The sequence below is a fragment of the Desulfobacter latus genome, from assembly GCF_013389365.1.
Taxonomy (GTDB): Bacteria; Desulfobacterota; Desulfobacteria; order Desulfobacterales; family Desulfobacteraceae; genus Desulfobacter; species Desulfobacter latus.
Map to the genome: position 1 here is coordinate 56,570 of NZ_JACADJ010000003.1, position 14,093 is coordinate 70,662.

General features: G+C 47.4%; 5 protein-coding genes. 2 read left to right on the forward strand and 3 right to left on the reverse strand.

Going from position 1 to position 14,093, the window contains the following annotated elements:
* Positions 1–49: 49 nt before the first annotated feature.
* Genes HXW94_RS01410 through HXW94_RS01420 form a run of 3 tightly spaced genes read right to left on the reverse strand, consistent with a single transcriptional unit; the run spans position 50 to position 5,650 of the window.
* Positions 50–1,390: an HDOD domain-containing protein gene (locus HXW94_RS01410; RefSeq protein ID WP_178365117.1), complete on the reverse strand. Its 1,341-nt coding sequence runs from the start codon at positions 1,388–1,390 to the stop codon at positions 50–52.
* The gene (locus HXW94_RS01415; protein ID WP_178365118.1) at positions 1,387–4,407 is read right to left on the reverse strand and encodes a PEP/pyruvate-binding domain-containing protein; all 3,021 of its coding nucleotides are present in this window, start codon (positions 4,405–4,407) and stop codon (positions 1,387–1,389) included. The genes HXW94_RS01410 and HXW94_RS01415 overlap by 4 nt, the downstream gene beginning before the upstream one ends.
* Positions 4,408–4,444: 37 nt before the next feature.
* A complete protein-coding gene (locus HXW94_RS01420) occupies positions 4,445–5,650 on the reverse strand; it encodes a THUMP domain-containing class I SAM-dependent RNA methyltransferase (protein WP_178365119.1) in 1,206 nt (401 codons plus the stop codon).
* A 359-nt stretch (positions 5,651–6,009) separates the two neighbouring features.
* Between HXW94_RS01420 and HXW94_RS01425 the strand changes: the two genes are divergently transcribed.
* Both HXW94_RS01425 and HXW94_RS01430 read left to right on the forward strand, forming a co-directional pair.
* On the forward strand, positions 6,010–9,477 hold the full coding sequence (locus HXW94_RS01425; RefSeq protein WP_178365120.1) for a pyruvate carboxylase: 3,468 nt from the start codon (positions 6,010–6,012) through the stop codon (positions 9,475–9,477).
* An 86-nt stretch (positions 9,478–9,563) separates the two neighbouring features.
* Complete coding sequence (locus HXW94_RS01430) at positions 9,564–14,075, forward strand: ABC transporter substrate binding protein (RefSeq protein WP_178365121.1); 4,512 nt, start codon at positions 9,564–9,566, stop codon at positions 14,073–14,075.
* Positions 14,076–14,093: the final 18 nt, after the last annotated feature.

A 14,093-nucleotide genomic window follows, 5' to 3' on the forward strand; every position in this document is an offset into this window, starting at 1 on the left:
GTGGCTGGGTTTTCATATAAATAGGACATCTGATGCATTTGAACGAGCATCAGAAGGTACGGGAGGTCTCCTTGATCATGGGATGGATCTGCTCAATGATTGAAAAAACTGTTTCAGGATCCAGGCCCAGAATGTTCAGCGCAGACAGGCCGGACAGGTTCGCCATGATTTTATCGTGATCCAACTCAAATTCATCGTTGATTTCCAGATAAAGATCGCCTTCTTCAAATTTAGTATCGTTTTCATTCTTTTTTAAAAAAAAGCCGAACCCCATTTCCCTGGCCAGGAAATCGGCAAGACTGACCACAAGCAGTTCCTTGTCCGTCTCTTCTTCAAATTGCTCCCAGTGGTGAAATTCGGCAATTTTTATGAACTGTTTGGAAAAGTGCATTTTTTTAAGCAGGACGCCGCCAAAGGTGGTGTGGATTTCGTGAATAACAAGCTGCAGCTCCCTATCACTGATACAGATATCCGGATACATATCCACAAATACCTTCATCAAAAGCATTTTGCCGATATCATGGACCAGGCCCATCAGAAAAATAGTTTCCAGGTTCTCAAACCCTTTTTCTTCGGCCAGGCGTCTTGCCAGGGTGGCCACGGCAAAAGAGTGAACCCATAATCTGTCCATTTCGGTTTTAAGCGTTTTATTTTCTGAATCAAAAAGGTTTCTTGTTGCAAGGGCTGAACATATGCCCAGGGTGTGTTTAAGGCCAAGTCTCACCAGCGCACCATGAAGGCTGTTTATATGGTCCAGGCCCTTGTAAAGCGAGGAGTTGGCAATGGTGACAAGCTTGCCTGAGATCACCAGATCTTTTTCCACAATTCTTGCCAGGTCATCAATACAAGGGTCTTTGCCGGCCAATAACGCCTCTATCTCTTTGACAATGCTCGGAAACACCGGCAGTATGATTTTGCCGGAGTAAAATCGTTTGATAATTTCAGCCACACCGGCACTGTAAGATATGCCTTCTTGGTCGTTTTTTTCTGGGATGGCAGACTCAAAGCCCATTTGAGATAAACTTTGGATCAACTGGATCCGGCTCACCGGTTTTGTGAGATAACCGTTGCACCCGCGTTTGATGCAGGCATTGATTGTGCTCAAATTCATCCGGGCGGTTACCATTAGAATTTTTACCCGGTCATTTTGGGGAATTTTGTTCAGTGCCTCTTTTTTCCGGATGTGTTCAAGAAGTTCCTGGCCGCTCATGCCGGGCATGGATACATCAAGGGTGATGATATCAAATGGGTGTTTTTCCGCCTGTGCCTTGTCAAGTTCTGCCAAGGCGGTTTTGGCGCTGTTCACGGCCACACAGGTACCTATATGCGCCATTTTTGAGAGCAGAATGGTTCTGGAGATTTCTTCGTCATCTACAATGAGGATTTTCATGTTATTACCGGAATGTCAGCCATAATCGGTGTTCCGGATTCGTCAGGGCTCTCCATGATTACGGCTTGGGAGGTTGTTCCATCCACAAGAATTCTTATAGGCCTGTCAAACCGGATGTGTTTCAAATACCGGGTGGTCGTGGCAGGTTCCCGGCTGGAGAGAAAATCATAATCAATAAAATCATTACCCTTGTCCTGTACGGTTATATAGGGAATGCCAAGGGATGTGATGTTCTGAAAAAAATGAGATCCCTGGGAAAAATCCGCCTTGATGCTTTCAATCGTGGTCTCCACCATGCATCCCACGTTGGAAATATCGTTCCATACCACGGGAATACCCAGCCAGCGCTCCGAAGATCCCCAGCGCCCGGGTCCGATGAGCATATATTTTGTTCCGGTATCATTGAACATGGCATTCATTTTGTTAATTTCCCCTGCCACCAACGGCATTTTATTCGGTTCAAATGTTTTGGGCTCCACATACACGATATCCCGGATATCATTGTATTCGCCGTTGCCAAGGGAAAGGGTGGAATGGCAGAATGCGTTTTTAATATCCTTTTCCGTAATTGTAACGCCGAGGTTCTGTTTATATTGGCCCATGGGCCGGATCTGCAGCAGGGAGAAGCGCGGCCGTGACCGGACACCTTCAACGGGCAGGTCCACGGCAAATTCCATTTCAACGGATGTGCCCATCCAACGGGCCCCTAAGGCTGTGGCTTCGGCCAGGATATCTGCCAGGGGAAAGCTGTTGTATTTGAGAATGCCGGCAAAGGTGAGCACGGGAAAATCCTTGTCGGAAAACCGGTCTCGGATACGGTCATCCTGCATATTAAAGGTAGAGCAAAGCACCCGGACGGCTGGATGGTCCTTGGCATCGGCAATGTCAAGTTTGGCCAGACTGGGATCTTCACCAATGCCGAAAAACTTTTCAGGGCTCGGTAATCCGTCCATTTTCAGGGCGTAGAAATATTTTTGTGAATTTTCCATGATATCATCAATCATGGAGAACTGGGGTAAAAATTGTGGATATTTCGGGCAGAAGCGAAGGGTTTTTCCGCCGTCCACGACAATTTTTCCAAGCCCCAGCGCAATGTAAGAAATGCCCTCTTCCGCTTTGAGATGGGCAATGGGATAAAAATTATAGGACTTGGCCACCCCTGAAATAGAAGGATAAAAATAGTTTTTGTGCCGGGTACCGGTGATCTCCTGGAGTACCACGGCCATCGCTTCGTCCTGGGTTCGGTGCATGGTGGAGCGGGCATAGGATCTCGGGGCTTTCAGATAGGTTGAGGCATATACCAGCTTTACGGCCGTGATCAGGTGTTCCAGGCGTTTTTCAGTGCTTGTATCGGTATTGGGCAGCATATAGGTTTTATAAAGCCCTGCAAAGGGTTGGTCATGGGAGTCCTCAAACAGGGACGAAGATCTGACGGCAATGGGATAATGCACATGTTGAATATAGGCCCTTAAATTTATTTTCAGCCGGTCGGGCAGTTCCGCTTTAAGAAAATGCGCTACCACCTGGGTGTCATCCGGCGCGTTGTCCTGCTCTAAAAGCCGGGAAAGTTTGTTCTTTTCCACAAACATGTTGAATTCGTCCGTGGCAATGACAAAGGTCTGGGGGATGGTGATATCAACATCCGGGAACTTTCGGCTTAAAGACGTGTCGATGCCCAGCTGATAGGACATGAACGCAAGCCCCCTTGCCTTGCCGCCTAAAGAACCGGTTCCGATTTTCATGAAATCCGTATCCGCGTCAAATTTTTTCGGGTCAAATTGAATGACAAGCCCTTGACGGGTGTCTCTGCGCCGGGAGCGGATGCGTTCAATGAGAAACCGCTTAATTTCTGATGCATCAAGAAAATCATCAATGGTGTAGGGTTTGAGGCTTAAGGCAAAATCGACTTCATTGCGGGCAAGCAGCCATCGGGAAAAATCATTGTGCCTGGCATGGTGGATCACGGATGCGTCGGGGATATCCGGCAGCAGCTTTTCAACTTCCCTTAAATTGGAAGCCCGGGCAATTTCACTACTGTCCGGCATGCGGAACACAAACGCCCCGAATCCCAGATGTGTGACAAAAAAACTTTTGATCTGATCATGGCGGTTGTTTGACTTTTTATTGATAAACCGGGCTTCTATGGCTTCTGCAATACTTCTATTTTTTTCCTCCGTACTCAGGATCAGCACGGGCAGATCCGGGTGTTCCGATTTAATCCGGGTCAAAAGTTTGCGGCCGGCATGGGGGTCTTCCTCCCCGTTAACGGGATAGCGCATATCCGTGAAAACGCTGAGGACATAGGGCCTGTAACGCTCAAACAATGCCATGGCCTGCTCATAATCGTGGGCGAGCAGAATTTTGGGCCGCCCCTTTCTTTTTAAAATCCTGTGCTCTTCATTAATGGAATCATCCATGACCAACTGGGTCTGGATGACGATGTGCTTGTACAGGAGAGGCAGCAAAGAAGAGTAATGATACGGGGAATCCTCTACCATTATAATAACCCGGACCTTTGCATTTTGCGTATCAAAGGCCACATTTTTCTCATCTTCAAAATTTTTTATAATGGCCAGCAACAGGTGGGCATTTCCGCCCCAGATATAGCTCCGGTCAACAACGCCTTTCCGGTTTTCATTCGCATACTGTTTAATATCACTGGTTTTGTGGAACATCGGGTAAAAGGGGATCTGTGAATATTGCGCCTTAATCTGTCTGCCAAAGGCATGGACGTCCATTCCGGTCAGTCCCGGCATGGCAAGGATCAGGTCAAACTGTTTGCGTTCAAGTTGCTCAAAGGCTTCCGTGACTGAGAACGCAAAGGTCAATTTCGGGGGATTGGACAGATTCAGCCCTTCATATTCATTGATGATCCGGTTTGACAGTCGGCCCTCTTCTTCCATAATAAACGCATCATAGGGACTGGATACCAGAAGAATATCCGCCACCCTGTAGGCCATAATTTCATGATAAATTTTTATAGAATATCCATCATCGCCTGTTTCGTCTGTTTTCATAATTTTTCCCGAATTATTCTTTCTATGGTCCTGAAATTCAGTATAGTTGGTATTTTACAAGCTTTCCATCCAACCCCCCGATTTCCAGGTCTTTTTTCCAGGATGGTGCCAAGGGCATGTGTTTGATAAAGCTTGGATCGCCGAAATAGATATAGGCCGTACAGCTTTTGCATTGTTCTTTTAAAAAGCGGCCAAAGTCGTTGTAAAATAACTTCATGTTCTGCTCCTTGCCCATACGGATGCCGTATGGGGGATTGGTTACAATGACGGCATTTTCTACTGGTTTAAGCTCTCTGAAATCTGATAGATCCACGTCAATTTCTCCGCCATGGTGCATTCCCATCAGATTGGTTCTGGTTGCGTCAACCGAAGCTTCGGCGATGTCACTGCCCCGGATAAGCCCCCTGGGTAGTGGCCGGATGCCTTCGTCTGCCGCCGCTTTCACCGCCTCCCATTCCCGGGCATTGAAATCCGGCAGACGTTCAAATCCAAACTGTTCACGAAAAATCTGGGCCGGAATTCGACTGTAATGCATCAACGCCTCGCATAGAAGGGTTCCGGATCCGCACATGGGATCAAGTAACGGTACTTCTCCATGCCATCCGCTCAGGGCGATAATGGCCGCGGCCACGGTTTCCTGCATGGGGGCGGAGACCCTGGCTTCCCTGTATCCCCGCTTGTGTAACGGCCCTGAACCGGCGTCAATGGAGATGGTGGCCCGATCTTTATGCACATGAACATTGATCATGATCCAGGGCGCCTGGGTATTTACAGAAGGCCGACGGTTGGTCCTGTCCCTGAAATAATCGGCAATGGCGTCCTTGACCCGCAATCCTGCAAAATTGGAATGGGTGATCTGTGACTCAGACACGTTGGCCGAGATGGAAAAGGTTTTTTTAGGCGTTAAAAATTCTTCCCATCGAATTGTTTTGGCGCCTTTATACAGTGCATCCTTGTCCTTGCATTCAAACTCGACCAGGGGGATAAGCACCCGTGACACCAGGCGGGAAAGGTAGACTATTTTATAAAATGTGGATTTATCCGCTTCAAACCAGATGCCCCGGAACACACGTTGGGTATTTTTCCCACCAAGGTCCTGGATCTCTTTCAACGCCGGATTCTTGACACTTTCAGCCACCTGGGCAAAATAGCGGGATTCCCGCTCGTAAATATATTTAAGTTTGGCCATTTTGCGGGTTTTGCCCTGCCCTTTCTGGAGAATGGCCTTTTGGGGTATGTTCAACTTGGGTTTCTATGCCTCCTGGTAAATTAAAATTCGACAGACTGTTACAACCTGTCGAGATTTTATATCAAATTTCTTTGCTATCCGGCAAGGTCGATAACGCCTTGGATATAATCGGTTGTGATCTCCTGGCTCCGGATTCCCACACATTTTTTTTAAATATTGCCTGGCGCGATGGAAATTGCTTTTAATCCAAAGCGTTATTGATAGGTCATCAAACCTCGAAGCAAAAAAATAAATTGATAAGCGTTTCCTAAAATATAGATTGACAAGCGTTTCCTATTTTATTAAATTTCTCTTTTATTCTTAATATTAGGGTGCAAATTACGGTTGTTATAGAAATTTAAAGGATATGGAAAATGGATGTTATGGAAAAAAAAATCAAGCGTCTCTTGATTGCCAACCGCAGTGAAATAGCTATCCGTGTAACACGTGCTGCTCATGAGCTTGGGATAAATACGATTGCTATCTACTCCCAGGAGGACCGATTTGCACTTCACCGGTTTAAAGCCGGTGAAAGTTATTTGATCGGAGAAGGAAAAGGCCCTATCGAAGCCTATCTGGATATTGAAGCGATTATCCGGATTGCAAAGGAAACCAATGCAGACGCGATTCACCCCGGATACGGATTTCTTGCGGAAAAACCGGAATTTGCTGAGGCCTGTGCCCAGGCGGGTATTATATTTGTGGGACCCTCACCGGATGTTATGCGAAAACTGGGAAATAAAGTTTCTGCCCGGAAGGTGGCTGTAGAAGCGGGCGCGCCTGTTGTTCCGGCAAGTGATCCATTGCCTTATGATGATAAAAAAGTCATTGAGATCGCGGAAGAGATCGGCTATCCGATTATGTTAAAGGCCAGCTGGGGCGGTGGCGGCAGGGGCATGCGCGCTGTGGAAAGCACCAATGAGCTTTTGGAGCAGGTTGATGCCGCTCGCAAGGAATCCAGTGCTGCGTTTGGCAGTGATGAAGTTTATATTGAAAAACTTGTAAGAAAAGCCAGACACCTTGAGGTCCAAGTTCTGGGGGATTCACAGGGCAATATCATTCATCTGTTCGAGCGGGATTGTTCGGTTCAAAGAAGGAATCAAAAGGTTGTTGAACGGGCACCGGCTACCTTTCTTTCAGAGGAAAAACGGGAAGAGTTGTGCAATGCGGGCCTGGCAATTGCTAAAACGGTCGGATATGAAAATGCCGGAACCGTTGAGTTCCTCATGGATATGGACAGTGAAGAACTCTACTTCATGGAAGTTAATCCAAGAATACAGGTAGAACATACGGTAACAGAGGAAGTCACCGGGATTGACATTGTCAAGTCACAATTAAGAATTGCCCAGGGAATGGCGATCGGGTCTGCTGAAAGCAATATCCCCACCCAGGAGAATATCACACTCAGCGGCCATGCAATTCAGTGCCGTATTACAACAGAAGATCCTGAAAATAATTTTATTCCTGATTACGGAAGAATTACAGCCTATCGGGCCGCAGCGGGGTTTGGCATTCGTCTGGATGGGGGAACGGCTTATGCCGGCGCAATCGTTACCCGCCATTTTGATTCTCTTTTGTCAAAAGTAACCGCATGGGGATCGAACCCTGAAGAAGCACGCTTGAGAATGAATCGTGCCTTGAGGGAAATCAGGATTCTGGGCGTTGCCACAAATTTGCAGTTTTTAGAGGGGCTGATTTGTCATCCAACCTTCGTAAATGCCGAATATAGTACGAAGTTTATTGATGAAACCAAAGAACTTTTTTCTTTTAGTAAAAGACGGGACCGGGCCACCAGGCTCCTTTCTTTTCTTGGCGATGTCATTATTAACGGAAATGAGGACGTTAAAGATCGCCCTGTTCCGGCATCACACGTGCATCAACCCACCGTACCAAAATATTCCGCAGATCAGGTCCAGCCGGGACTTAAACAATTGCTGGACAGTGACGGTCCCCAGGCCGTTGCACAATGGATGAAAGATCAGAAAAAGCTGCTGATTACTGATAAGACCATGCGTGATGCCCATCAGTCCCTTCTTGCAACCAGAGTGAGAAATTTTGATCTTGTGAACATTGCACCAACCTATGCCGCGCTTTTGCCTGAACTGTTTTCGGTAGAGTGCTGGGGCGGGGCCACCTTTGATGTGGCCATGCGGTTTTTGAAAGAGTGTCCCTGGGAACGACTTCAAAAATTGCGTGAGGCCATGCCGAACATTTTGACGCAGATGTTGTTGAGGGCTTCCAACGGTGTGGGATATACCAATTATCCGGACAACGTTATCAAATACTTTGTTAAACAGGCAGCTGAAAACGGAATGGATCTTTTCCGTGTTTTTGATTCCCTGAACTGGGTCGAGAACATGCGACTGGCCATGGATGCGGTTTTGGAAAACAATAAAATTTGTGAAGCCGCCATATGTTATACCGGTGATATTCTTGATCCCAACAGAACCAAATACAGCCTGAAATATTATGTTGATATGGCAAAAGAGCTGGAAAAAGCCGGGGCTCACATTCTGGCGATTAAGGATATGGCAGGCGTGTTAAAGCCACCTGCTGCAAAAGTGCTGATTGAAGCCTTAAAGGCTGAAGTTGGTCTGCCGATTCATCTTCACAGCCATGATACCAGCGGCATTGCCGGGGCAACACTGCTCTCGGCAGCAGACGCAGGCGTTGATGCCGTTGATGCGGCAATAGATTCCATGAGCGGTTTGACCTCCCATCCCAATTTAGGTTCCATTGTTGCCGCACTGAAGCATACGCCGCGGGATACGGGCATGGATTCAAATTCCCTGGGTATTGTTTCCAACTACTGGGAAAAAGTAAGACAGATGTATATCGGGTTTGAAAGTGAATTTCATAGCGGAACCTCTGAAGTTTATCTGCATGAAATGCCGGGGGGGCAATATACCAATCTGAGACAACAAGCCAGAGCACTGGGCATTGAAGAAAGATGGCCTGAAGTGGCAAAGGTTTATAAAGATGTCAACGACATGTTTGGTGATGTTATAAAAGTGACGCCAAGCTCCAAAGTGGTTGGAGACATGGCGTTGTCTATGATTACCAGCGGCCTGACCAAAGAAGACGTTTTGAATCCTGAAAAAGAAGTCTCGTTCCCCGAATCCGTTGTCTCCTTTTTTAAAGGCATGATGGGGCAACCGCCGGGAGGCTTTCCGGTTGAATTGCAGAAAAAGATATTGAAAGGTGAAGAACCCATTACGGTGCGTCCGGGACTGCTGCTTGATCCTGTTGATATGGATGAAACGCGAGCGGAAGTCGAAAAGGAGATACAAAGAAAAATTTCCGACGTTGAACTTGCGTCCTATTTAATGTATCCGGATGTATTCATTGATTACGCCGAACATCGCAGGAAATATGGAAATGTAAGTGTTCTGCCGACCCTCAATTTTTTCTATGGCATGAAACGGGAAGAGGAGCTATACGTTGATATTGCGTCGGGAAAAACACTTATTATTCGTTTCATGGCAAAGGGAAAGGCTGATGACGAAGGAAACAGAGAGGTTTATTTTGAACTGAACGGCCAATCCCGGATTGTTAAAGTGCCTGACCGTTCCAAAGTGCCGGAAAGAGCGCCGCGAGAAAAAGCCGATCCAGGTGTTCTTGGTGAAGTTGGATCACCCATGCCGGGGCTGATCTCTGCGGTTTGCGTTTCTGAGAACCAGGAAATTGAACGCGGAGATGTTCTGCTGACCATCGAAGCAATGAAAATGCAGACCAATGTGGTTTCTGATATCCCTGGTATTGTTGAACGCATCGTCACATCCGTGGGCACACAAGTTGATGCAAAGGATCTGTTGGTTGTCATTAAACAGGTAGACGATTAATTCAAACTTCTTGCCTTATTATAAAAAAAGCCGATCTCACCCTCACATATTGGGTGGATCGGTTTTATTTTCAAATAAGATATTGCATGCAATTGCGATTGGCTCATCCCTTCTACGTATTTTTAATTGCGTGTTGTGTTTTGTTTTCAGCCGTTTTTACCGGGGTTGCCTCAGCCTCTAATCTAAATTTTGCGCTGCCGTCCACCACAAAACGCATATTAATTTTACATTCTTACCACAAAGGATTCTCCTGGACCGATAATATCGAAGCAGGTATTAGAACGGCGCTGAAAGATACGTCCGTTGAAATTTTCAGCGAGTATCTGGACAGCAAGCGCCAACCGCTGGAAGCGGCAGGCGCTCACATCTTTGAATATCTGAATCGGAAATACAAAATTCTTCCCATTGATCTGCTGATCCTTTCCGACAACAATGCCCTTACGTTCCTTCAAAATTACAAAGAAACTCTTTTCCCTGACGTTCCGGTGGTTTTCTGCGGTATCAACAACTTCCAGCCAACGCTGCTTGACGGCTTTGAGAATCGCATCACCGGTGTGGTGGAAAAGGTCGATCCGGTTCGCACCCTTCAACTGATCCGCCTGCTCCAGCCAAAAGCAAAAAAGGTTTATCTTATCACCGGGACGACGCCCACCGGCGCAGCCGTCGAAAAAGAGGTGAAAGCGGCTTTGATGGCCGACAACTTTGGATTTACACCGGTGTGGCTTCGCGGATTGTCCACGGCTGAACTTCAGCAGAAGCTGGCAGCGGTGTCACCGGACGATGCCGTTTTTCTGGTGCTGTTCAACCGGGATAAAAATGGTATGTACTATAGCTATGAGACAGCGGCAGAGCTGGTGGACCGCGCCACGTTTGCGCCGGTATACGGCATGTGGGATTTTTATCTGGACCATGGCATTGTCGGCGGCATGCTGGCCAGTTCCCGGGATCAGGGACAAACCGCCGGAGAACTTGCCCGTCATATACTTCAGGGGAAAAATATCCCCCCGGTGATTACAAGCAGTCCCAATGCCCCGATTTTTTTATGGGACCAGCTTCGTTCCCATGGTTTAAATCCGGATTTACTGCCACAGGATACCCAAATTCACAACCGTCCGGATTCAAAAATATGGCTTCTTTCCATTGCCGCCGGTTTAGGGATGCTGCTTTTGGCGCTGGCGGGGTACAGTCTGATCAGGTTGTTTTCAAAAACACAGATTTCTTTATCCCGGTCAATGCCTGAGGTATTTCGCAGCAATTTGCGCCAGGCGCTTATTCTTTTAAGCGTTGTTTTGGTGACAGGCCTGGCGGTTCAATCCTGGTTTGCTGCTAAAAATGAGATGGCACAGATACGTGACATTATTTTCAATGAAAGAAAAGATTTGATCCGCACCATGGTTAATCGGGCCATGAATTATATCAACTATGAGCGTCACCGTCTGGCCCAAAAAGGGGCATCCATCGAAGATATTAAAAAACAAGTAATTAAGGGTCTGGCATCCTACAGTTACGCCCACGGGGAGGGGTATCTTTTTGTTGTCACGGATCAGGGGATTGGACTGCTTAATCGCTCCCAGCCGGAACTGGTCGGCAAAGATCTGTGGGACACCACGGATCCCAACGGTATAAAAATCGTACAGACCTTGATTGGCGCAGCTGCTAAAATTGACGGTGGATTTGTTCAATATAAATGGAACAAGCCCAGTCTTGGCCGTGTGGTATCGAAAATTTCGTTTGCACGAAAAATCAATGAATGGGGCTGGGTGATCGGCAGCGGCCTGTACCTGGATGATATTGAAAAAAAAATTCAATTTTTTGGAAAACAGCTGCGCAACAAATTTATTCTGGAATTGTTAATCATTTTCAGCCTGACATTGAGCGTGATTTTTCTTTTAAGAATGGCCTCCCGCCGTTTGACCACAAGCGTTGATCAAGAGCTTTCCCTGCTCCAGGAAGCCATTGCAGACCATGATGTCAATGCAGATGATTATAGCTTTCATGAATTTAAAGCCATCGCAGCAATGGCCAATGACAGTTTTAAAGAGCTGACCCGGACCCAGGCATCCCTGATGGAAGCAGAATCCCGGCAGCGTGAAATTCTTGAACACCTGGATGCCGGTGTGGTTATCATCAGCCAGGCGGATCATATAATCCTTTATGTCAATCCGACAGCCGCAAAACTCATCGGTATAGATCGGGACAAGATCGTCGGTCACGACTGCACGCAATATATCCGCCCGACGGAAAAAGGCGCCTGCCCGATCACGGATCTTGGCCGGACAATGGACAACAGCCGTCGCATGCTTTTCAATACAGCCGGGGATGAAATTCCGATTATCAAAACCGTCCGGCCGTTTACTTACAACGGACAAGCGGCTTTCCTGGAAACTTTTGTGGATATTACGGAACAGCAGAAAGCTGAAGATGCCCTTCGCCGGGAGCGTGAACGCCTGGCCAATGTAATTCGGGGAACGGGTGTCGGGACCTGGGAATGGAATGTTCAGACCGGAGAAACAGTATTTAACGAACAATGGGCCCGGATCTGCGGTTATCGCCTTTCCGAGCTATTGCCTGTTTCCATTGACACCTGGATGCATCTGGTACACCCGGATGATTTAAAAAAGGCAAAAAACTTTTTAAATCGGCATTTTTCAGGGGAACTGGCATTTTTTGATGCTGAATGCCGGATGAAGCACAAAAACGGACACTGGGTCTGGGTGGAGGATAAAGGCCGGGTGATTTCCAGAACCCATGATGGTAAACCAATGATGATGTTTGGCACCCATGCTGATATCACCGAACGTAAACAGGCCCAGAAGAAGCTGCACCAGTCTTTAATGGAAACCGAGCAGGCCAACACAGCGCTTAAAAAAGCCAGAAACAAATTAATGACCGTGAATGAACACCTGAAGAACCAGACAGAACTGGCAACACAGATGGCGACCAGAGCTGAGAAGGCAACCCGGGCAAAAAGCGAGTTTCTGGCCAACATGAGCCATGAAATTCGGACACCCATGAACGGCATCATTGGTATGACAGGCCTGCTGCTGGATACGAATCTCTCCGATGAACAGCATCTTTTTATGAGAAATATTAAAACCAGTGCTGACGCGCTTTTGACCTTGATTAATGATATCCTGGATTTTTCAAAAATTGAGGCCGGCAAATTGGATATGGAAATTCTGGATTTTGAATTGTCATCTTTTCTGGATGATTTTGCCCAGATGATGGCCATGAAAGCCCATGAAAAAGATCTGGAGCTGATCTGCGCGGCATCGCCTGAAGTACCGGAACTGCTCCAGGGAGATCCGGGCCGCCTTCGCCAGATCCTGATCAATCTGACCGATAATGCCATTAAGTTTACCGAAACCGGTGAGGTGGTGATACAGGCCCATCTCAAGCATGAAAACAAGGAAGAGGTCCTCATTTACTTTTCCGTGAAGGATACCGGTGTAGGTATCGCCGCGGACAAGCAGGATCATCTGTTTGAACAGTTTACCCAGGTCGATACCTCCATCACACGCAAGTACGGCGGCACAGGGTTGGGCCTTGCCATATCTAAAAAACTGGCACACCTGATGGGCGGAGAGATCGGCGTTATCTCTCCGGTTCCTGAAAACATCGGGCCGGAAAGCCCCGGACTCGAAAGCCACCCATCCGGTCGCCGTCATTCAGGCAGCCTGTTCTGGTTTACGGCCCAATTTAAAAAGCAAACGGTATCTGAAACCGGCCATCATCAGAAAATCATACCGGATCGATTGACAAATGCCAGGATTCGCCATTTAGGTGATGACATCAAGCAGCCCCATGGGAGGATACTTCTGGCAGAAGACAATATCACAAACCAGATCGTTGCAAAGGCTATTTTGGAAAAATCAGGGTATTATGTGGATGCTGTGGCAAACGGTATTGAAGCGGTCCGCTCCCTTGAAAAAATTCCATATGACCTGGTGCTGATGGATTTGCAGATGCCGGAACTTGACGGATTTGAGGCCACCCGGATGATCCGCAATGCGGTATCCAAAGTGATTCATCCGGATATACCGGTGATCGCCATGACGGCCAATGCCATGGCCGGTGACCGGGAAAAATGCCTGAATGCAGGCATGAATGATTACATCAGCAAACCCGTTGATCCGATTATCCTGGTTGAAAAAATTGAAAAGTGGCTCAATCGCACCCGGCCCCGGAACCCGGAATTGTCAACCGTGGATCAGAAAAAAGATGCAACGCATGGGGAGGGTACCTTCAATTCAGAGGAATTGGCGGCCAATCTCATGGAAGACAGGCAGTTGATTGCATCGGCCATCAATACCTTTCTTGATGACATGCCGGGGCAAATTGATATGCTTACAGAACTGATCAAACAGGGCCAAACACAAGAAGGCGCTGCCCAGGCCCATAAAATAAAGGGGGCCTCCGGTTATGTGGCCGCAGGCGCCTTTCAGGAAACCGCTTTGAAAATGGAACAGGCGGGCAAAGCTGGGGATCTAAGAGGCCTTGAGCAGCTTTTACCGGAAATCGGTGAGCAGTTTTCCAGACTTAAGAGTGATCTGGAAGATTATTTGGCCGGTCTTACGGCATCGGATTTATTAATATGAATTGAATCGTCAGGTGGA